General features: G+C 41.5%; 18 protein-coding genes. 1 reads left to right on the top strand and 17 read right to left on the bottom strand.

Annotation, left to right across the window (positions count from 1 at the left end):
• Nucleotides 1–5 precede the first annotated feature (5 nt).
• From nadC to pth, 16 genes are all read right to left on the bottom strand, one after another.
• The gene (nadC, locus tag PaeCFBP13512_RS20835; RefSeq protein WP_137225694.1) at nt 6–872 is read right to left on the bottom strand and encodes a carboxylating nicotinate-nucleotide diphosphorylase; all 867 of its coding nucleotides are present in this window, start codon (nt 870–872) and stop codon (nt 6–8) included.
• The gene (gene nadB / locus PaeCFBP13512_RS20830) at nt 862–2,508 is read right to left on the bottom strand and encodes an L-aspartate oxidase (protein WP_137225692.1); all 1,647 of its coding nucleotides are present in this window, start codon (nt 2,506–2,508) and stop codon (nt 862–864) included. Before nadB ends, nadC begins: the two co-directional genes overlap by 11 nt.
• A 21-nt stretch (nt 2,509–2,529) precedes the next feature.
• Complete coding sequence (gene nadA / locus PaeCFBP13512_RS20825) at nt 2,530–3,474, bottom strand: quinolinate synthase NadA (protein WP_137225690.1); 945 nt, start codon at nt 3,472–3,474, stop codon at nt 2,530–2,532.
• A 276-nt stretch (nt 3,475–3,750) separates the two neighbouring features.
• On the bottom strand, nt 3,751–5,805 hold the full coding sequence (gene ftsH, locus PaeCFBP13512_RS20820) for an ATP-dependent zinc metalloprotease FtsH (RefSeq protein ID WP_069326083.1): 2,055 nt from the start codon (nt 5,803–5,805) through the stop codon (nt 3,751–3,753).
• A gap of 109 nt (nt 5,806–5,914) precedes the next feature.
• A complete protein-coding gene (gene hpt / locus PaeCFBP13512_RS20815; protein WP_069326082.1) occupies nt 5,915–6,454 on the bottom strand; it encodes a hypoxanthine phosphoribosyltransferase in 540 nt (179 codons plus the stop codon).
• Nucleotides 6,455–6,502: 48 nt separating this feature from the next.
• Nucleotides 6,503–7,945: a tRNA lysidine(34) synthetase TilS gene (gene tilS / locus PaeCFBP13512_RS20810; RefSeq protein ID WP_137225689.1), complete on the bottom strand. Its 1,443-nt coding sequence runs from the start codon at nt 7,943–7,945 to the stop codon at nt 6,503–6,505.
• Between the two features lie 28 nt (nt 7,946–7,973).
• The gene (locus PaeCFBP13512_RS20805; protein WP_137225687.1) at nt 7,974–8,924 is read right to left on the bottom strand and encodes a protein kinase domain-containing protein; all 951 of its coding nucleotides are present in this window, start codon (nt 8,922–8,924) and stop codon (nt 7,974–7,976) included.
• Between the two features lie 120 nt (nt 8,925–9,044).
• Complete coding sequence (locus PaeCFBP13512_RS20800; RefSeq protein ID WP_069326079.1) at nt 9,045–9,575, bottom strand: S1 domain-containing RNA-binding protein; 531 nt, start codon at nt 9,573–9,575, stop codon at nt 9,045–9,047.
• Nucleotides 9,576–9,713: 138 nt separating this feature from the next.
• Entirely contained in the window at nt 9,714–10,073 is a 360-nt protein-coding gene (locus PaeCFBP13512_RS20795) for an FtsB family cell division protein (protein ID WP_137225685.1), read from the bottom strand.
• Between the two features lie 199 nt (nt 10,074–10,272).
• Nucleotides 10,273–10,557 carry an RNA-binding S4 domain-containing protein gene (locus PaeCFBP13512_RS20790; RefSeq protein WP_069326078.1) on the bottom strand — a complete coding sequence of 95 codons (285 nt, stop codon included), beginning with the start codon at nt 10,555–10,557 and terminating at the stop codon, nt 10,273–10,275.
• Nucleotides 10,557–10,829, bottom strand: a complete 273-nt coding sequence (locus PaeCFBP13512_RS20785) for an HU family DNA-binding protein (protein ID WP_069326077.1) — start codon at nt 10,827–10,829, stop codon at nt 10,557–10,559. The genes PaeCFBP13512_RS20790 and PaeCFBP13512_RS20785 overlap by 1 nt, the downstream gene beginning before the upstream one ends.
• A 254-nt stretch (nt 10,830–11,083) precedes the next feature.
• Entirely contained in the window at nt 11,084–12,571 is a 1,488-nt protein-coding gene (mazG, locus tag PaeCFBP13512_RS20780) for a nucleoside triphosphate pyrophosphohydrolase (protein ID WP_137225683.1), read from the bottom strand.
• A 38-nt stretch (nt 12,572–12,609) separates the two neighbouring features.
• Nucleotides 12,610–14,244 carry a putative polysaccharide biosynthesis protein gene (locus PaeCFBP13512_RS20775; protein ID WP_137225681.1) on the bottom strand — a complete coding sequence of 545 codons (1,635 nt, stop codon included), beginning with the start codon at nt 14,242–14,244 and terminating at the stop codon, nt 12,610–12,612.
• Between the two features lie 139 nt (nt 14,245–14,383).
• Nucleotides 14,384–15,496, bottom strand: a complete 1,113-nt coding sequence (locus PaeCFBP13512_RS20770) for a peptidylprolyl isomerase (RefSeq protein ID WP_137225679.1) — start codon at nt 15,494–15,496, stop codon at nt 14,384–14,386.
• On the bottom strand, nt 15,483–19,007 hold the full coding sequence (gene mfd, locus PaeCFBP13512_RS20765; RefSeq protein WP_137225677.1) for a transcription-repair coupling factor: 3,525 nt from the start codon (nt 19,005–19,007) through the stop codon (nt 15,483–15,485). The genes PaeCFBP13512_RS20770 and mfd overlap by 14 nt, the downstream gene beginning before the upstream one ends.
• Nucleotides 19,008–19,192: 185 nt before the next feature.
• Nucleotides 19,193–19,753, bottom strand: a complete 561-nt coding sequence (pth, locus tag PaeCFBP13512_RS20760; protein ID WP_069326072.1) for an aminoacyl-tRNA hydrolase — start codon at nt 19,751–19,753, stop codon at nt 19,193–19,195.
• 179 nt (nt 19,754–19,932) lie between these two features.
• Here pth and PaeCFBP13512_RS20755 point away from each other — a divergent pair, with 179 nt between their 5' ends.
• Nucleotides 19,933–20,133: a hypothetical protein gene (locus PaeCFBP13512_RS20755; RefSeq protein ID WP_069326071.1), complete on the top strand. Its 201-nt coding sequence runs from the start codon at nt 19,933–19,935 to the stop codon at nt 20,131–20,133.
• A 66-nt stretch (nt 20,134–20,199) separates the two neighbouring features.
• On the opposite strand, the gene PaeCFBP13512_RS20750 is transcribed toward PaeCFBP13512_RS20755, so the two are convergent.
• Nucleotides 20,200–21,153 (bottom strand): ribose-phosphate diphosphokinase, encoded by a 954-nt coding sequence (locus PaeCFBP13512_RS20750; RefSeq protein WP_069326070.1) that lies wholly within the window; start codon nt 21,151–21,153, stop codon nt 20,200–20,202.
• Nucleotides 21,154–21,222 lie beyond the last annotated feature (69 nt).

Genomic DNA, 21,222 nt, shown 5'->3' with positions numbered 1-21,222 from the left:
GTGCGTCACTCCCCTTTCTTCGCACCCAAATCCAGACTAATATCCAGATTTTCAAAAGAATACGTCAGTCGTCCTACAGATATAATATCAACGCCTGTGGCTGCTAAGTTATAAATTGTGTTTAACGATACATTGCCCGATGCTTCAATTTTGACATGCGGAGCTTGCTCACGAATCATATGCACTGCTTCTTGCATACGTTCTGGTGACATATTATCAAGCATAATGATATCTGCTCCAACAGTCAAAGCTTCTTGTACTTGTTCTATACTTTCAGTCTCGACTTCAATCGTCATTGTGTGCGGAATCTGGTGACGAGCTGAGTTGACCGCTTCGGTGATTCCGCCTGCTGCTTTGATATGATTATCTTTAATCATCACAGCATCATAAAGTCCAAAACGATGATTATGTCCGCCACCAATACGTACAGCATATTTCTCAAGCATACGATGTCCCGGTGTGGTCTTACGTGTATCTACCAATCTTACCGGCAAATCTTGAATAGCATCTACATATTCACGAGTACGAGTAGCGATCCCCGACATCCGTTGCAATAAATTAAGTGCTAGACGTTCTCCTGTCAGTAGATGGTGTGTACTGCCTTCTACTTCTGCAATGATATCACCTTTGTGTAGCTTTTGTCCTTCTTGAGCGATAGGTTGAAACTTCAGATCAGGATGAACTGTGCGAAATACTAACTCCGCTACCGGGAGCCCCGCAAGTATTCCATCTTGCTTAGCATGAATAACAGCGCGACTGCTATGTCCTTGTGGAACTGTGGTTGCTGTAGTGATATCTCCAGCGCCTACATCTTCGTTTAGCCATAATTTGATCCATTGTATTAGATTGTCTTCGTATCCGTTAAACATCATCACTACTCTCCTTTGTTAGCCCTTGATGAATCTGTTGCACAATATGCTGTTGCCAATCTGTATCATTACGCTCTGGAAAATCTTCTCGATAATGTCCGCCACGACTTTCTTCCCGATACAATGCTGAACGCATCACAAGCAAAGCACATGTCAACATATTGGACAGCTCGATAGCTTCCTTTGTATTCATTGGATATTCAAAAATAATCCCTAATTCTTCAAGCTTAGTTAAGCCTTCTTGAAGAGATACAGAGGTACGACGAAGTCCAGCGTACTGTCCCATAATCTGTTGGAGTTCTAAGCGCCAACTGATCCATTGTTCGGCAGAGTTTGTGAATTCAGGTACATTCTTATCATAAGAAAGCATATCTTTTGCTGATAAAGAGGATTCTTGCTCGGGTTCAACCAGTGGAGGTAGTTGAAGAATTTGCTGAACTACCCGTTTGCCAAAAACAATCGCTTCGGATAATGAATTACTTGCTAATCGATTTGCCCCATGAATACCTGTAGAAGAGACTTCACCACAAGCAAATAATCGCTGCACACTACTTGCTCCTTGAAGATCGGTTTTGATACCGCCCATCATATAATGAGCCGCAGGTGCCACAGGAATCCAGTCTTGAGCTATATTTAATCCATAACTCATACAGGTTGCAAAAATAGTAGGAAAACGGCGTTTCAATGTCTCTTCAGACTCATGTGTGATATCCAGATAGACACAAGTACTTTCTTCTTTTTCCATTTCACTGATGATCGCTCTAGCTACGATATCTCGAGGTGCCAGTTCTTTTAACAGATGGTAATTTGCCATAAAAGCTTCACCTGTATGATTACGCAAAATAGCTCCTTCGCCGCGTAATGCTTCTGAGATCAGAAATCGCGGTGCACCTGGATAACATAAAGCAGTCGGATGAAATTGAATAAATTCCATATCTCGTACCTGTGCTCCTGCGCGGTAAGCCATCGCCACTCCATCACCTGTAGCCACATCAGGATTCGTCGTATATTGATATAGCTGTCCACTACCTCCTGAACAGATCACAGTCGCTTCTGCTTGGACATAGATGAGACGATCATCTGGTTGCTTTACGATGACGCCTGTACATTCATTGTGATGCGTGACTAGATCAATTGCCAAATGCTCATCCCAAACTTCAATACGTGGATGTTCAGCCACATGCTGAGATAATGCTCTAACAATCTCATATCCTGTAGAATCCCCATTTGCATGTAAAATACGGCGATGACTATGAGCCCCTTCTCGTGTTAACTCCAATTGTCCGTCAATCGTATCAAATAAAGTGCCTAGACGAATCAGTTCCTGTACACCTGCTGGGCCTTCTTGCACAAGCACATCTACGGCAGACGAGGAACAAAGACCAGCTCCTGCAAGCAATGTATCTTGACGGTGATAAAGAGGAGAATCATCTGCTGCTATCACCGCTGCAATCCCGCCTTGAGCATAACGAGTATTACTGTCTAATAATGATTTCTTTGTGATCATAAGAACGTGCTTATATTCACTTGCCGAAATAGCAGCAAACAATCCTGCAATTCCTGAACCTATAATAATAACATCGACTTGTTTGTGAATATATTCACTCAGATGATAATCTATCAGGCAATTTGGAATCATAATCTGTTCCCTCTCAATCGTTCAAGATGAAGATACTTGTAGCATACGTTCCAAAGAAACACGAGCTTGATCAGCAACAGCAGGTGGTACATAGATTTGAGGTTTCATCTGCTCTAAGCAATTGACTAATTTTTTTAAATTGTTCACTTTCATATTAGGGCATACTAAATATTTGCTAGCAAAGCGAAATGTTTTATCAGGGCTGTCTTTGCGAAGCTGATAACCTGTACCATCTTCTGTCCCTACAATAAACTCCTGACAAGGCGATTCTTTGCAATATTTGATAATCGCTGTTGTGCTACCTACAAAGTCACCTAAAGCAACAACATCTGGCCGACATTCAGGATGAACAACAAATTCAGAATGAGGATGTTTCGCTTTCATTTCCATTACGTCTTTGACCGTCAACATATCATGGGTATTACAATATCCTTCCCAGATAATCATCTTTTTATCGGTATGCTGTTGTACATAGTGCCCTAAATTTTTATCAGGAACCCAAATGATTTCGTCGGAATCAACAGACTGAATGACTTTCACCGCATTTGCCGAAGTACAGCAGATATCTGTTTCTGCTTTGATCTCAGCAGATGAATTAATATAAGTAACCACTTTAGCATTAGGATGTTTTTCTTTTAATCGACGCAGACCATCTACATTGACCATATCTGCCATTGGACAACCTGCCCGCTCATCAGGGATAATCACTGTTTTGTTAGGTGCTAGAATTTTAGCACTTTCACCCATAAAGTGAACTCCACAAAACACAATCGTATCCGCTTCAGTCTGAGCTGCTTTTTGCGCTAACAAAAAAGAATCGCCACGGAAATCTGCCACTTCTTGAATCTCATCCCGTTGATAATAATGAGCTAGAATAATAGCATTGCGCTCCTTTTTTAATTCTAAAAGACGTTCCTTGAGCTGTGCATCCCGTTCTGCTTTCTTTTCCAGTGCTAACGCTTCCATCGTAATCACTCCTTCAAATTGATTGAGATTCATTTCACAATGTTTGGCAGAGAAGTATGTTCTAAGGTAGTTATAGCTTTCTGATCGAATAGTTTGTGAAAAATATCCCGTACTACCGTGTAAATTGTGTCAAATTTGTGATCAGGTTCAACCAATAATGTACACAATGCTATACTCACTTGTCAATCTATGAATTTGAACAAATGCTTTAAACGCAAAAAAGCCTGAAGATCCTATTGATCTTCAGGCTTTTATTTACTGCATTTTTGTTATTGATTACGAAGTGGGTGTACTTCCACCTGTTCCATTTGGTCCACGATCTTCGCCAGGGCCATTAGTAGGGCTATTCGGAATATCTCCGTCTTTGCCCAATCCAGGTGTAGATGGAGTGTTATCTTTCTCCAAGCTCAAAGAACCACCGATTGTATCTACAGTTGGTTCGCCACCTTCTGGTGTTTCGCCTGAACCGCTATTACCATCGCTATTGCCAGTATCACTTAAAGATCCAGTTTCAATCAATTCTTTGATTTGTTCTAGATCCAATGTTTCTACTTCAAGCAATGTTTGAGCAATCAAATGCATTTCTCTTGAATGCTTTTGCAATAATTCGCGACAGCGTTCGTAAGATTCCGTAATAAAACGGTGCATTTCTTGATCGATCTCATAAGCGATTTTATCACTATAGTTTTGCTCGTGTCCGATATCACGACCCAAGAATACTTGACCTTGAGCAGTACCGAATTGCATCGGTCCAAGCTTCTCACTCATACCGTATTCAACGATCATGCTACGTACGATACCAGTTGCTTGTTGGAAGTCACTATATGCTCCAGTACCAATCTCGCCGATAAATAATTCTTCAGCAACACGTCCACCTAGCAAACCAGTTACTTTATCCAACAATTCCTGTTTCGTTACAAGCATACGGTCTTCTTTAGGAAGCATAATAACATACCCGCCAGCACGTCCACGCGGTACGATTGTTACTTTGTGTACCATATCCGCATGCTCCAAGAAATAACCTACAATCGTATGACCCGCTTCATGATAAGCAACGATGCGTTTTTCACGATCACTAATAACACGACTACGTTTTTCTGTACCTACGATGATACGGTCAATAGCTTCATCAACCTCATTCATCGAAATATCACGACGATTACGACGCGCAGCAAGCAATGCTGCTTCGTTCATCAAGTTCTCCAGATCTGCACCTGTAAAACCTGTTGTACGTTTCGCAATTGTATCCAATCTTACGTTAGACGTAAGCGGTTTGTTGCGTGAGTGAACTTTCAGTACAGCTTCGCGACCTTTCACGTCTGGACGATCAACCGTAATTTGACGGTCAAAACGACCTGGACGTAACAATGCAGGATCCAAGATATCTGGACGGTTAGTTGCAGCAACGATAATAATACCTTCGTTTGCTCCAAATCCATCCATTTCAACAAGAAGTTGATTTAGCGTTTGTTCGCGCTCATCATGACCGCCACCAAGACCTGCGCCCCGTTGACGACCAACAGCATCAATTTCATCGATGAAAATAATACATGGTGCATTTTTCTTCGCATTTTCAAACAAATCACGTACACGCGACGCACCGACACCGACAAACATTTCTACGAAATCAGAACCGGAAATGCTGAAGAATGGTACGCCTGCTTCTCCTGCTACTGCACGAGCAAGCAATGTTTTACCAGTACCCGGAGGACCTACAAGAAGTACCCCTTTAGGAATACGAGCTCCAACGGCGTTAAACTTACGTGGATCTTTCAGGAAGTCAACAACTTCGACGAGTTCTTGTTTCTCTTCGTCAGCCCCTGCTACATCCTCGAATGTAATTTTTTTCTTCTCTTCGTTATACAAGCGAGCACGACTCTTACCAAAGTTCATCACTTTGCCGCCGCCACCCTGAGCTTGATTGAAGAGGAAGAAGAACAGAATAAACATAATCACAAGTGGAATCATCGAAGTGATGAATGACAACCAAATACTGTCGCCTTCCATCGGCTTAATGGTTACTTGTGTACCCCCATTGTCACTAGCTGTTTCGATCTCGTTGATCGCTGCATCAGTGGCAGGGATGTAAGAAGAAAATGCATTCGACTTCGCATCTGCTGGTTTTGTTTTGTATTCACCTGTAACTAAATACGCATAGTTATCAAACTGAACCGTAACAGAGGAGACATTACCAGCAGCAAGTGCTGCTTTAAGCTGATCATATCTTGGATTATCGGTAGCTTCGCTTCCGTCACTAACGTAACGTACAATGCCCACCACGACTAAAAAAAGAATTAAATAGAAACCCGAATTCCGGATGAACCGATTCATCCCCTACCTCCTCTCGAGACACTTAAATTATTTTACCATAGCCAGACTTACGTTCTCAATAGAGCTCGAAGCCAAATAACGGATATTGCTGCTATTCAGGCATAGGTAATTAGTTTGAATAAATTGCCGGTTTTAAAATCCCAATGTAGGGGAGATTCCGGTATTTCTCAGCATAATCTAGACCGTATCCAACAATAAAAGCATCCGGAATAACAAAACCGGTATAATCTGCTTCTAAGTCAACGGTTCTGCCTGCTGGCTTATCGAAAAGAGTAACTACACGTACGCTACTAGCACTACGACCGCGCAATACCTCCATAAGGTAACTAAGCGTGAGTCCACTGTCAATAATGTCTTCTACGATCAATACGTCCCGTCCTTCAACAGAAACATCTAGATCTTTAATGATTTTGACAACACCGGATGATTTGGTAGATGCTCCATAACTGGATACCGCCATAAAATCAATCTCAAGCGGTACATCGATCCGTTTAACCAGATCAGCCATAAATACAAAAGCACCTTTCAATACACAAATCACAAGCGGGTTGCGTCCCTTGTAATCGTCACTTAGCTTAGCGCCAAGTTCTAAAATCTTCTGCTGAATCTCTTCTTCACTGATGAGTACTTCTTCAATGTCATTGCGCAACTTGGTTGAACCTCCTACATTATACTTATCAAGCCGAATCGACGATAATCAAACATTTTCTTCAGTTTTTATTCGCCTCATATGTACTACACAAGAAGTACCCGGGTGCACCAAAGCTGATCCCGAACGTCGAATTCCTGGAATCCATAGCACTTGACCGTGAAAATCAGCCAATAAAGGCAAAGTATTACGCTGAGATAATGGTATTTTCTCATCGATAAAAAGATTTTTAACTTTCTTCGTTCCGCCTTTTCCTGTAAGTTTAAACGAGTCACCTTGACGGCGAGAACGCAAACAAAGCGGAAAAGTCAGTAAATCCGCATCAAAAAACGCTTCCTCCGAAGAAAGTTCCATCTGATCTGAATCATTCCTATTCCATGGCAATAATCGGATATCTAATTGCTCCTTGGTAAAAGGAATAGATATAACCTCATTATTACGCAAAATCGGAATACAATATGGTTCATAAAACTTGGGTACTCCTCGTATAAATCGGATATTCTGATACTCTCGGACACAAGTGACCTTATCGCCAATATCCAGACTCCAACTTGTGAGACCACTTTGCATAATCTGTCCCCGAACCATCTCAATTTTGGAAAAATCAAATTGTTCGTAAGATGGTGACAGATAACTCAATATTAGTTTAATCAACCTCCGTTGTAAAGCGACATGCACTTCCACGAAAGAAGTAACTTCAAATGAAAACGATCCTTCTTCTTCTTTAACCAATTCTGCGTATAACGTCCCTGTTTCCTGTTGAATATAATCATTTTCAGTTCCGACAATTTCAGCAAGCCTTGCCAGTGATGGCACCAACTGCTCATTAAATTGCTCCAAAAATGGTAAAACATCCAATCGGATACGGTTACGTGTATACTTGCGGTGAAGATTACTGCTATCTGTAATGTAACCAAAATCGCATTCTTCACAGGCATGAATCAAGGTCGTCTTGTATATACGTAAGAACGGACGTATAAGTTCCACATTTTTTTCAGTTCTACGCATTTTTATTCCGCTTAATCCTTCAGCCCCTGATCCACGCAAAATTCGCATCAATACCGTTTCTGCTTGATCATCCATATGATGAGCCAGTGCGATCGAATGTGCAGACCATTTCTCAGCGATTCGATGCAAAAAATCATAGCGTAATGTACGTGCAGCTTCTTGTGGTCCTTGACCCGTCTCTACCATATAATCAGGCGTACTGACTTCTTCTAGCTCAAAAGGAATGTGCAAGTCTGACGATATCTTAGCTACATATTGCGCTTCTTGTGCAGACTCTTCTGGACGAAATCCATGATTAAGATGAGCGCAGACTAGCTTCCATTGATATTCATCGGATAAAGCATGCAAAACATGAAGTAGGGCTACAGAATCTGGCCCACCTGACACAGCGACAATAATGGTATCGCCAGCTGAACCAAGACGCTGTTCTTTTACAAGTGTTCTGACATGCTCTAACAACGATTGCCATGTCTTTCCACTCATCATACTCTCCCCGTTTCTTGATCGTTTTTTACTTGGTAAAGAATAAAGCGATAAGTAATGTAATTCCTAATATAATGATCGACCAGATCAGCGCATTTTTTAGGCGCCTGGTCACTGGATCGCCATTGTCTCCATATCTATTTAATACACCTGAACCACTTACTGCTTTCCATGCATGATAAGCTTCGCCAGTACTGTCAAATTCTCCGCGCAAAGCACGCTTTAACCAAGGAGCATACCGTTTCAATCTGGGCGTCTGATCGACCAGCGTTACCAGATCGGCAGAACTTCGTATTTGTGGCAATTGAGTAGATATCACTTTTTGTAAGCCCGGTTCATTGAATAATTTGATACACATCACGGCAAAAGCAAACAAATCATAGGCGTAATCTCCTGTCCGACTGCCTGCTTTCCAGAATTTGCGATCATACCATTCTGTAAATTGATGCAGACTTCGTCCTGCTTGACTTGCACCACCGTAATCGATCAATTCTACCTGTCCTTCGTCGGTAATAATCACATGTTCTGCTTTGAGATCGCCAAATACCCAATCTGCTTCATGCAGATCACGTAAAATTTCTAGCACCCCTAGACCTGCTTTGCCTATATGTTCACTTCCTTTGGATCGAAGGAAATTACTTAATGTTTGACCTTTTACATATTTCATCACATAAAAAGGAATAATGAGTCCATCTTCTTCATAGTCATCGGCATCATATAGATAACGATTGACCTGATTTTTTCCTGTTTCTTTCCAATGCTTATGTAAAGAAAAAAGAAGTTTGATCTCTGCTTGTAACGTACGATTATAAGCTCCCATTTTCAATGCATATAGATTACCATTCGCTAGAGCAGACACTAAATAAACGGTTCCGTTGGTTCCGGTGCCCAGTACGCGCTGTATCATATACTGTTGTCCTCTGGTTCTTCCGCTAATCATCGTTCCTGGCGGCAATTCAGAATTAGTTGATATTGACACCGGGCTTCTCCTTCTCCTCTGAGGGCAGTCTCTCAATTTAGTGTACCATACCTATAGCAAAAAAACCGCAGATGCCTAGGCACCTACGGTCGTTATTGTGTTCTATATGCAAGGTAAGGATTAACTACGCTTGGCACCACGGCCTCCACGTTTGGATTCCGTATTTTTTTTGAGTGAAGAAATGCGTTCCTCACTATCTTTCATGAAGCGTGTCAATTTATCATCAAACGTAGGTTTGCCAACTGCTGGCTTGTTGAAAGAACGACCTCCACGATCACCGCCACCGCCGCGGTTAAATCCGCCACCGCCGCCTCCAGAACGTTCTCCGCCGTCTCTACCGCCGCCACCGCTGTTACGTTGCTCAAAGCTACGCTCAGGACGAGGTGGTCTAGAAGATGGTGCTGGTTCTGCTGGTTTGTCAACGGCTTGCTTGATCGAAAGTCCGATTTTACCGTCTTTGTCGACATTGATGACTTTAACAGTAACGACGTCGCCCATTTTAAGATGGTCATTAACGTCTTTTACATAGTTGTCGGCAATTTCCGAGATGTGAACAAGACCAGTGACACCTCCCGACAAATCTACAAATGCTCCAAAGTGCGTTATTCCCGTCACTTTGCCTTCTAACTTGGTGCCCACTTCAATTGCCATAGAGTAAAATAATCCTCCCTTAAAATATACAGTAAAATCCCTTACGGATTACAATCTGCGTTGATTAAATTATAACGGAAGCCGAAAATAAGGTCAACTCACTAATGCTCAGTTTTACGACTTATTTCACTTCATTATTCATTTGCTGTCTGTTGCATCGGTTGCCCAAATCGGTGTTTCACCTGGTAAATACATACCATATTGCTTACGAGCGACTTGTCCGATGTATTCAGGATCTTCCAATCGCTTCACTTCACTTTGTGATTGAGCAAATGCTGCATCTGCTTTTTGCTTCTGCACTTGATGCTGTGCGAGTTCTTCTTTTTTATCCGCTAGATGTATCGACTGCATGATGAAAGTATAGATCGCCCAGCCCAGGAATAACACCATGAAAAGCATCCAAATCCGTAGCCGTCTGCGCGCCCCATTGTTTCCTTGAGATGACTGATTATTTGTTTTGTAGCTACCGCTTCGAATCGGCGTAGGTTTTGATATCATCGGGTTGCCTCCTTGATGGTCTGTCGTTATCGTATCACCAACATTACATTTTAATTAACATTACCACAAAATAACGATTTGTAACACTTTGTCGACAAATTAAAACAAAAACAAAAAAGGCTGTCCTCCAGTCCGAAGACTTAAGGACAACCTTTTTTAAACACTGAGCAATACATGTACCATTGGATATCTCTCCAAATTACTCTTTGGAAAAAATATCATCCTGTCTGACGATAGGCTCTTCTTTAAGCAATGTATACATCGTTGCTGCTTCGTCTTTGCGCGTACTATCTGCCAACCGTTCTACTTGTACAGTGACTAGCTTTTGTCCAAATTGAACCGTAATCTCGTCACCGACTTTAAGTGTAGCACTAGGCTTGGCTTCACGTCCGTTCAACAGGACTCGTCCCTGCTCGGACACATCTTTTGCCACAGTACGGCGCTTGATCAGTCTCGATACTTTCAGGAATTTGTCCAGACGCATTAGTTTACCGCTTCTTTAAGTTTGTTACCTGCTTTAAACGCAGGAACAGTAGATTCTGAAATGTTAATTTCTTCACCTGTTTGCGGGTTGCGTCCAGTACGAGCTGCACGTTTGCGAGTTTCAAACGTACCGAAACCGATCAATTGAACTTTATCGCCTTTTGTTAATGCATCTGTAATTTCGCTAAGGAAACCGTTTAATACTGTTTCTACATCTCTTTTTGTCAATCCGCTGCTTGTAGAAATGTTGTTAATCAAGTCTGTTTTATTCATTATTCAAAGCCTCCCAAATATTCAAAGAAATATAGCTGCGTTATTCTGATTGTCTATACATGCACAATAAGTTTACGCAAAGTTGCTTGCCTACAGTATATTACATTCTTCACGACATCCCAAATTCCTCTATATTTCACTAGAGTTTTTGGTGCCATATGCATCATAGCATACCGTAAGCGTGTGCTTCAACGCTGCTAGGAAGATCATAACATAAGAACGTATGCTCTGCTTATTTTTTTCAAAATAATTGATTACCCTTTATTTTGCAATTTAGCTTCATCCCATAATTGATCCAGTTCTTCCAGTGTCATCGAACGAATATCTTTGCCTTGCGTGTGTAAAGACTGTTCGATATATTGAAATCTTTGTTTGAATTTGCGATTGACTAATGCTAAAGATTGTTCAGGATCAGCATCGATAAAGCGTGCAATATTCACTGCACAGAACAACACATCTCCAAGTTCCAACTGTTGATCTAATGCAGGATGCCCTTCACGTACTGCTTCTTTAAGCTCTAGAATTTCCTCGTCCATTTTGGCAAAAGCACCTTCGATATTTTCCCAATCAAAGCCGACTTTAGCTGCTTTTTTCTGAATTTTATAAGCAGTTAGTAGTGCAGGCAGATCACGTGGAACCCCATCCAGAAGAGAAGCGGCTACATCTAATGTACCTTTGAGTTTTTTCTCTTCTACTTTCATCGCATCCCAATTTTGGAGTGCTGTCTGTGCATCATTGGCTTCACGATCACCAAATACATGCGGATGGCGGAAGATCAATTTTTGATTCAGACTTTCGATCACATCATAAACAGTAAAAGCTCCTGTTTCTTCTTCGATCTGAGCATGAAGCATAATTTGTAATAACACATCGCCTAATTCTTCCTGCATATGTTCTGGATCATCATCATCTATCGTTTCTAACACTTCATAGGTTTCTTCAATAAAGTTCTGGCGAAGCGATTGGTGAGTCTGTTCTTGATCCCATGGACAACCACCCGGACTACGTAAAATAGCAACGATCTCATGCAAACGAGCAAATGTACGATTACGTATCTGCTCATCTTCTGTACGAGGTACATAGATCAATGATAAATTACCATAGTTTTCAGTACGATCTAATTCATATACAGGTGTACGTTCGATTATTTCTTTGCCTTGCACTCCCAAATAGTGACACACGATCACTTCAAAATCATCAGGATACAGTTCCATTAAGCTTAATTTGACATCTGAAGCGGTAAACGTATCATACACTTGTCCAATGACCGTATGAAGCTGAGGCTGAAGCAATTGAGCATTCAACTGCGCCGCATCTAATAACTGAAATCCTTCGATAGGATCGAAGCCTAGACGGGTAAATGCCTCATCCAAAAAGCTTTCTCCACCCAGTACATTCACAGTAATATTCAGCGCTTGTCCCTGCTCACGCAAAATCTGAACTGTTTTCTCAGCCACCATCGGATGACCGGGTACAGCATAGATGATTTCTTCTGTATCTAGTCCCTCTACTGCTGCTTGTAACAATCGATTAGCAATCTCTGCGTACACTTCTGGAAATGAATTTTTCGATTCATATACATCATCAAATGTGACAAAATCAGCCTGTAAAGCTTCTAATGCTGGATGATCTTTGGTGCGAACAAATAGCTTTTCAGCTTGTTCTAATTTGCGAAAAATTCCGACAGTCAATTGATCAACATCGCCTGAACCCAATCCAACTATTGTAATTTGAGCACTCATATTGTTCCTCCTTACATTTCTCAATAATGTCCCTATTTTCACGAAATTAATTTGAATTTTTGAAGTAATTTTGCTAGTTTTTTGCCTATTTTCGGCAGAGCAATAATCTCTGCTGTTGTCATGATTTTCAACTGGAATATCCCGCCGGCAAACACAACACCACCGATACATACCCCGCCTAAAGTGATCAGTGAAGCTTGAATACGTCCATCTAATCCCCAACGATCAAATAGATATTCAGCGCCGAACATCCATGCGATTACAGCACCAGACATCACAGCCACTAAAAATAAAGGCTTCACTACATCTTGCTTCCAGGTAACTTGCAAACGTGTTAATCGTATCAATAACCATGTATTCAATACAGCAGCTACCGCATACCCAACAATACCCGCAAAAGCAGCCCCATTAATACCAAAGTACGGTACCAATATAATATTCAGCACTGCTTTGACCACAGTAGCAAGTAGTAGATGTACTGCTGGCGCTTTGACAGAACCCATTCCTTGCAATAATGCAGCGGTCACGATAGATACGGTAGCTCCTACACCTGTAAATGCTAACCAGCGCATCGCTTCGCTACCTGCATCATCTTGATACAACATAATATCTAGCGGAACTGCTAATACAGCTACACCCGCTGAAGCAGCAAGCCCCAGTAACCAAAACCAGCTTAATGCCTGCCGACTCTGCGATTGCACTAGATCCATCCGATCACGCACTCTAGCATCCGCCAGCGCAGGAATAAATAGCACTGATAAGGAAGTCGCTAACATCGACATTAACTGCACTAAAGGCATACCTCGATTGTATATCCCGAATTGTACCATAGCTTCTGCTTCGCTCCAGCCGATCCCTTTTAATAAGCGTGGTACGGTAAAAGTATCCACCAGACTGATTAAAGGAGCAGACAAAGAACCTAAGCAGATCGGGAGTGCATATAATGATAAAGCTTTAAGTAGCGGAAATACAGGTTCATGCACGCTATGTGATTGAGAGGATAAAGACAACTTGTTCGCTGATTTCTGCCGATAAATCCACCAGTAGATCAGCATCACGAATAGTCCAGCGGCTCCACCAGCAGCAGAACCAAATGTAGCGCCTGCGGCGATCCAATCATCTGCGGCTCCATTACGATCTAACATCAGTAGTAGAATAACCATAGCGGCTACTCGAATCGTCTGTTCAGCAACCTGAGAGACAGCTGTAGGAATCATATTGTGCATTCCTTGGAAGTACCCTCTTAACCCTGCCATGATCGGTACTAACGGCAAAGCGAGTGCTGAACTACGTATCGCGGCTTCTGTATGTCGGTTATCAATCCAATCTGCTAGTAAAGGTGCTCCTATGTACATCAGAATGCCACCCACTACGCCTAACACGATCAACATCACGGATGAGATCGTAAGTACGCGCCTTGCTCCTTCTTCATTACCTGCGGCGATACGTTCAGCTACAAATTTGGAGACGGCAGCTGGAAAACCAGCAGTGGCTACAAGAAGAACGAGTGTATAAAAAGGATACACCGCATTATAAATACCGAATACTCCATCGCCTCCGATATTCTGCAACGGTATTTTTTGGATCGTGCCGATTAATTTAGACAATACAGCAGCTAACGCTAATATAAATGCTCCCTTGAGCATGCGGGACGATGGAGATGATTCTTTCATATGCACGGTGCTCCTTTCTAGCCAGTCGTGGCATTCTTTTTTCGGAATAAATTACACAAAAATAGCGCGGAGACTCCGCGCTATTTGTTTTGCTCATTCAATCTACTTTTTGCTATAGAAGCCAATCAGTCATCAAATATTATTTACTGCTTTCTGCTGGTGCTTCTGTAGCAGGTGCAGTTGTTGTTGGAGCTGTTGTTCCCTCTGTAGCTGGTGCTGTTGTACCTTCTGTCGGCGCTGTTGGAGCTGTAGTTGCTGGAGCCGCTTCAGATTTAGGTAGATTTTTCTTCGTAATCATACCTGGTACTTCTTTAGACATATACTCACTGAATTTTTGAGAAGCAATTTGAGATTTAATCGTTTCTTTTTCTTCTGTTGTAAGATCAGCAAATGCTTTTTCTGTACGAGATTCAACTTCGATTACATGATAACCGTAATCTGTTTTAACCGGATCACCGATCACACCGATTTTTTGTTCTAGTACTGCATTTTTGAAACCTTCAACCCAGTTTCCGACTTTCTCATTTTCGTAAAGACCACCTTTGTCTTTAGAACCTGTATCGTCAGAATATTTTTTAGCGATGGTTGCAAAGTCTGCTCCGCCATCCAATTTAGCTTTAACTTCTTTAGCTAATTTCAATGCTTGAGCATCTGTACGAGTCGTTTTGCCATCAGCACTTTGTAGTCCGATTAATACATGACGTACAGTCGCTGTTGCATAATCTTTTTTGTTATCAGTGTAGTATTTCTCTACATCTGCATCGGTTACTTTTTCTTTCATCACTTCAGAAGCAGTCAATACACGTGTCATATAATCTTTAACATCTTGCTCTGTCAAATTAGCTTCTTTGAGCATAGTAGCAAGTTGTTCAGGATCTACACTTGTTTTAAATTGCTTAAGTTGTTCTTCACCTTGTTTAGCACCTGCTGTTTTTGCTGCTTCGCTTGCACTTTCATCAAGAGATTTGTAAGCTACCTCTTGCTCAAGCAAAATTTCTTTATATTCGTCCATATCAAACATTTGTGCATATTGAGGAGAGAAGAATTTCATCATACTAACTTCATGATTAAATTCATTTTCAGTGATTGTACCGCCTTTATACTCGGCAACCACCGCACTTGTATCTTTCGTTTCATCATTCTTTGTTTCTGCGGTTGTTCCTTTGTTACAAGCTGCTAACAGACTGATGCACAGAATAGCAACTACTGCTAACATCGTCGTTTTCCGCGCAGCTTTTTTAATTGGCCACATCCTGTAGTTCCCCCTTTAGTTTGAATGATTCCATGATAGCCTCGAGGAATTGGCAGAGCAGTTCAAGTAGCTCGCCATCCGTTAGTCCTTTACCTTTGACTTGAATAACCATATTGGAACCCTGATTAAATTGTACACGTCTTTCGAAGCGATTGCCAACTTGGGACAGTTTGGACAAATTGAACGCTTTTTCTTGCCCTGTATGGAACTTCAGCAACACATCGTCTCCACGGCGCGAAATATTTTCGATTCCATAACGCTTGCCGTACAGCTTGAGTCGTGCCACCTGTAACAACTGCAATACCGCTTCAGGCAATTCACCAAAACGATCCAACAGCTCATCTTCAAGTTCGCCAATATCATCAAATGCAGATAAAACAGCGACCTTTTTATAAATTTCTATTTTTTGGATACTGTCATAAATATAATCAGCTGGAAGATACGCGTCAATAGACAGATCGATAACGGTATTCCAATCGTTCGCTTTGGTATCTTCTTCGCCTAGCATAGTCACTTTACGTTTCTGAATTTCTTCAGCTAACATTTGTGAATACAAGTCAAACCCGACCGAAGCGATAAAGCCCGATTGCTCTGCACCTAGTAGATTACCTGCTCCACGAATCGATAGATCACGCATCGCAATTTTAAAGCCTGAACCCAGCTCTGTGAACTCTTTGATCGATTGAAGACGCTTCTCTGCCACTTCAGTTAAGACTTTATCCCGTTGGTACGTAAAATAAGCATACGCAATTCGGTTCGAACGTCCAACCCGACCACGTAACTGATAAAGCTGAGAAAGACCCATTTTATCAGCATCATGCACAATTAGCGTATTCACGTTTGGAATATCGACGCCTGTCTCAATAATACTGGTACTGACGAGTACATCGAATTCACCGTCCAAGAAATCAAGAATCGTTTTCTCCAATTCTTGCTCAGACATTTGACCGTGTCCAACAGCAACTCTTGCATCAGGAACCAGTTCCGAGATTTGCGCTGCCATCTCATGAATGCCTTGTACTTTGTTATAAAGATAATAAATTTGACCACCACGAATCAATTCGCGCTCTACTGCTTCACGAACCAGAGTATAACTATGTTCAACCACATACGTCTGTACAGGGAAACGATTCTCTGGCGGTGTCTCAATAACAGAAAGGTCACGCACACCAAGCATCGACATATGAAGCGTACGAGGAATCGGTGTTGCTGTCAGTGTCAGTACATCGACATTGGTTTTGAGGCGTTTGAGCTTTTCTTTATGGGATACACCGAATCGTTGCTCTTCATCGACAATCAATAGACCAAGATCTTTGAAAATAATATCTTGAGATAATAGTCGATGCGTACCAATAACAATATCAACTGTACCTTGCTTGATGCCTTTGATCGTATCATTCTGCTCTTTACGTGTACGGAATCGGCTTAATACACTGATATTGAACGGATATTCAGCAAATCGTTCACGGAATGTCTCATAATGCTGTTGCGCCAAAATAGTAGTTGGGACAAGAATAGCCACTTGCTTACCTTCGATAGCTGACTTAAAGGCTGCCCGAATCGCTACTTCTGTTTTACCATACCCTACATCACCACAAAGCAGACGATCCATTGGACGTGTTTGTTCCATATCTTTTTTGATCTCATCAATCGCACGTAACTGATCACGAGTCTCATCGTATGGGAAAATATCTTCAAACTCTTGCTGTTCTGCTGTATCTTTTTCAAATCCATAACCCGAAGCTTCTTGGCGCTCAGCATACAGTTTGATAAGATCATCTGCAATATCTTGAACCGAAGAACGAACTTTACTTTTCACTCTCGTCCATTCATTGCCACCAAGCTTGTAGACTTTCGGTTCTTTTTCTTCAGAACCTACATATTTCTGAATCAAATCGATCTGTTCGATTGGTACAGACAGCTTATCGCCGCCTGCATACATAATATGCATATAGTCTTTATGAATACCGGCTACCTCAAGTGTACCGATCCCCATATATTTACCGATACCGTGATTCTGATGAACCACATAGTCGCCTACTTTAAGTTCGGTATAACTACGAATCCGTTCAGCATTATCTACATTCTTACTGACTTTGCGGACTTTACGCTGCTTTTTAGAGAACATTTCGCCTTCAGTAATAACGGCTAGATTAATCGATGGCAATTCAAATCCTGTTTGTAGACTTCCATCAATCATAATCGGTGTCTCAATATCATAATCGTCAAGAACACGGCGTACACGTTCCATACGTTCTTCACCATTTGCCACCATTAATACTTGAATGCCTGCTTTTTTCCAGCGTTCCATCTCAGACTTGAGTACGTTCATCTGTCCATGGAAATCTTGCATAGTGCGACTGACAAAGTTAACGATATTGCCGGGTAGCACATGCGGAACTTGACGCAAAAAGATCGACGTCCAGATCGTCTGGAAGCCACTACGATACATAATATCATCGGTGTCTCCAGCAAGCTCAAGCGAAGGCAGGTTTTTACCATTTTGCAGTAAATGCATATTCCATTCGGATTCATCACGCTCTAATTGCTTAGCAGTCTCTAGCAATCGTGCAGGTTCTTCCATAATCAGAATCGTATCTTCAGGCATGTAATTATATAAAGTCACCTGTTCTGGATACAGCAAGCTGATATATTTATATATTTCTGGGAAATAAATATGTTGGCGCATCAATTCGATTTCACGACCAATTTCTTCACGTAGACGAATCTTCGCCTGACGATCGGTCATTTTTTCGATTTGCATTTCAAGACGAGCAGAAGCCAAATCTGCTGCATGATTCATACGGGTACGATCAGCAATAATTTCGCGACAAGGAGTAATGATAATCGATTTGACTTTATCAATCGAACGCTGATCATCAGGATCAAATGTACGAATAGAATCAATATCCTCATCAAATAATTCTATCCGGTAAGCCAGATTAGCAGTCGCAGGGTAAAAATCGATAATCCCACCACGTACACTCATCTCGCCACGTGATTCTACACGTTCTACACGCTCATAGCCAAGCTCAATCATACGCGTCAGAAATGTGTCTAGAACCAGTGTACCGCCTTCTTGCAATTCAATTTCAGCACCTGCTAATGACTCGGGAGCAGGTACAAATCGCCGAATACCGGAAAAAGGCACAACAACAATGCCTCTGAATCCAGCAGCACATTTCATCAATACATCGATGCGTTGAGCTAATGTCTCAGGGCTTGATATCGCTGACTCTGCGGCTACCAGTTCGTTCGCAGGGTATAGCAAAACCTGCTCAGGTGTTAGCGCTTCCTGTAAATCTTCAGCAAGCTTGTGAGCAGCAAACATATTATGAGTGACAACCAATAACGGTCTTTGAACTTCTGTGAACAGACTAGCCATCATGATCTGGCGTGAAGAACCGGATAAACCGGAGATGAGTTGTTCTTTCATCCCGGACACAATACCAGATGTAACAGAACCAAAATCCTTATCTTTGGCAAATGCTTGTATCAGAGTTTCTAACAAAACGGCACCTCACTTATCCTTAGGTAAAAACGGTAAAACGACAAATCGGATTCATCTCGATTTGCCTATAAACAACCGCCTTCTTATCCAACCCTTATTACGGATCAGACTCAAAGGCGGTACTTATGAATTTGGGACAGTTATCAATGTCTGTATTTGCTTACGAATTAAGGCTTATTATAGCATTAACCGTTAAATTTAGCCATCGTCTGCTCAAAGGTATGCTTTAAGCTATATTCCATCGCATTACACGAATTTTCGATCATTTCATCTAACAGTTCCTTTTCTTTTTTGGCAAAAGGAGATAGAACATAATCAACAATCGCATAACCAGGCGTTGGTCTTGAAATACCCATTCGAATACGATCAAATGTCTGTGTCCCGGTATGTTGAATAATCGATTTGATCCCATTATGTCCACCTGCACTACCTTGGTAACGCAGACGAATTTTACCTGTTTCGGTATCCATATCATCATAGACTACAATCATATCTTCTAGAGCAACTTTATAATAATCCATATATCCTCTGACCGCTTCGCCAGATAAATTCATATAGGTCATCGGCTTGATCAAAACGACCTTAATTCCATCAATATGTCCTTCACCGATCAGCGATTTACTTTTAGCTTGATTAATAGCGATCCCGTGGCGATCTGCTAAACGATCCAATGCCATAAAACCTACATTATGACGAGTTTTGGCATATTCAGATCCGGGATTGCCCAAACCTACAATCCATTTCATTCGTACATATCCTCTTTTCTTTAGAAATAGGCAATGATACAAAAATTAAAGGTTGCTATATTATCGTGCAGTCACTAACATTTTTTGCTAAAATCAGATTATTGAATACGTATCATCTTTTTGATACTTATCTGCAAATGATCAACTTCACGACTAACCAGTAGAGAGGGGGATTCAGCATGTACACCTTTGGGCAGCAATTGCTGAAAAACCGTCATTTTTATGATCATTTTAAACAGGAAGTGCCTGTGCAGATTTATCGTCGTGATATTCCTGTCGATATCGGAATGATTACGGCGTATGATCACCAGTTTATTGAAGTGAATCGTGTATTGTACCATCGGCAACGTCATGTTTTTTTATCAAGACCAGGTTATTAAAATAGATACGCCGATAAGGGTTACTCGCCTCAGATGGGGCAAGTAACCCTTTTATTACATCAACGCTTATTCAATTTCAAATAATTTACTGATCGACAACTCTTCATGAACACGAATAATCGCTTCGCCCATAAGAGGTGCTACCGATAATACTTTTAATTTGCTTGTAGGATTAGGATGTGTAATCGGAATAGTATCTGTAACAATAACTTCTTTGAGTGGTGAGTTTTCCAGACGATCCATAGCTGGGCCGGATAATACAGGATGTGTACAACAAGCATACACTTCTTTCACTCCACCTTCGATCAAAGCATTTGCACCTAATACGATAGTACCCGCAGTATCAATAATATCATCTACCAAGATCGCAGTTTTACCTTCGATATTACCAATAATGTTCATCACTTCGCTCACATTCGGTTCAGGGCGACGCTTATCGATAATCGCAAGCGGAGCACTGAGTAGATCAGCAAGCTTACGCGCGCGAACTACACCACCGTGGTCAGGAGACACGACAACAGGATTCTCAATTTTTTTGGAACGGAAATATTGAGCCAAAATCGGTACTCCAAGTAGATGGTCTACAGGAATATCGAAGAATCCTTGAATCTGCATCGCATGTAGATCCATAGCAATAACGCGATGAGCGCCTGCTTTTTCAATCAGATTCGCAACCAATTTGGCTGTGATCGGATCACGTGAACGTGCTTTACGGTCTTGACGTGCATATCCGTAATACGGAATAACCACATTGATACTTTTAGCAGAAGCACGTTTTAATGCATCTACCATAACTAGCAGTTCCATCAGATTATCATTGACAGGTGCACACGTAGATTGGATGACATAGACATGGCAACCACGAACACTTTCAGACAACTTCACCTGAATCTCTCCGTCACTAAATCCAGTCGTACGAGATTCACCCATAGGAATACCAATATAGTCAGCAATCTGTCCCGCCAACTTAGGGTTAGAATTACAAGTGAAAATTTTTAATTTAGAATCACAATAAGTCATAATGGTTAAAACCCTCCGTGGTGGTTCATTGGAATGCTTATCAACTCGGCGTTCATTTCTCTTTAGATC

Source organism: Paenibacillus sp. CFBP13512 (assembly GCF_005233705.1).
GTDB classification, from domain to species: Bacteria; Bacillota; Bacilli; order Paenibacillales; family Paenibacillaceae; genus Saccharibacillus; species Saccharibacillus nuruki.
This window is presented reverse-complemented; position numbering and strand designations above follow the sequence as displayed.

What these genes read in the sequence shown, in the direction of transcription:
- PaeCFBP13512_RS20755 (WP_069326071.1), top strand. Translation starts at nt 19,933, where the DNA reads ATGTACACCTTTGGGCAGCAATTGCTGAAAAACCGTCATTTTTATGAT.
- nadA (WP_137225690.1), bottom strand. Translation starts at nt 3,474, where the DNA reads ATGGAAGCGTTAGCACTGGAAAAGAAAGCAGAACGGGATGCACAGCTC.
- PaeCFBP13512_RS20770 (WP_137225679.1), bottom strand. Translation starts at nt 15,496, where the DNA reads ATGTGGCCAATTAAAAAAGCTGCGCGGAAAACGACGATGTTAGCAGTA.
- pth (WP_069326072.1), bottom strand. Translation starts at nt 19,753, where the DNA reads ATGAAATGGATTGTAGGTTTGGGCAATCCCGGATCTGAATATGCCAAA.
- PaeCFBP13512_RS20800 (WP_069326079.1), bottom strand. Translation starts at nt 9,575, where the DNA reads ATGGCAATTGAAGTGGGCACCAAGTTAGAAGGCAAAGTGACGGGAATA.
- PaeCFBP13512_RS20795 (WP_137225685.1), bottom strand. Translation starts at nt 10,073, where the DNA reads ATGATATCAAAACCTACGCCGATTCGAAGCGGTAGCTACAAAACAAAT.
- PaeCFBP13512_RS20775 (WP_137225681.1), bottom strand. Translation starts at nt 14,244, where the DNA reads ATGAAAGAATCATCTCCATCGTCCCGCATGCTCAAGGGAGCATTTATA.
- PaeCFBP13512_RS20790 (WP_069326078.1), bottom strand. Translation starts at nt 10,557, where the DNA reads ATGCGTCTGGACAAATTCCTGAAAGTATCGAGACTGATCAAGCGCCGT.
- nadC (WP_137225694.1), bottom strand. Translation starts at nt 872, where the DNA reads ATGATGTTTAACGGATACGAAGACAATCTAATACAATGGATCAAATTA.
- mazG (WP_137225683.1), bottom strand. Translation starts at nt 12,571, where the DNA reads ATGAGTGCTCAAATTACAATAGTTGGATTGGGTTCAGGCGATGTTGAT.
- tilS (WP_137225689.1), bottom strand. Translation starts at nt 7,945, where the DNA reads ATGAGTGGAAAGACATGGCAATCGTTGTTAGAGCATGTCAGAACACTT.
- ftsH (WP_069326083.1), bottom strand. Translation starts at nt 5,805, where the DNA reads ATGAATCGGTTCATCCGGAATTCGGGTTTCTATTTAATTCTTTTTTTA.
- nadB (WP_137225692.1), bottom strand. Translation starts at nt 2,508, where the DNA reads ATGATTCCAAATTGCCTGATAGATTATCATCTGAGTGAATATATTCAC.
- PaeCFBP13512_RS20750 (WP_069326070.1), bottom strand. Translation starts at nt 21,153, where the DNA reads ATGACTTATTGTGATTCTAAATTAAAAATTTTCACTTGTAATTCTAAC.
- PaeCFBP13512_RS20785 (WP_069326077.1), bottom strand. Translation starts at nt 10,829, where the DNA reads ATGAATAAAACAGACTTGATTAACAACATTTCTACAAGCAGCGGATTG.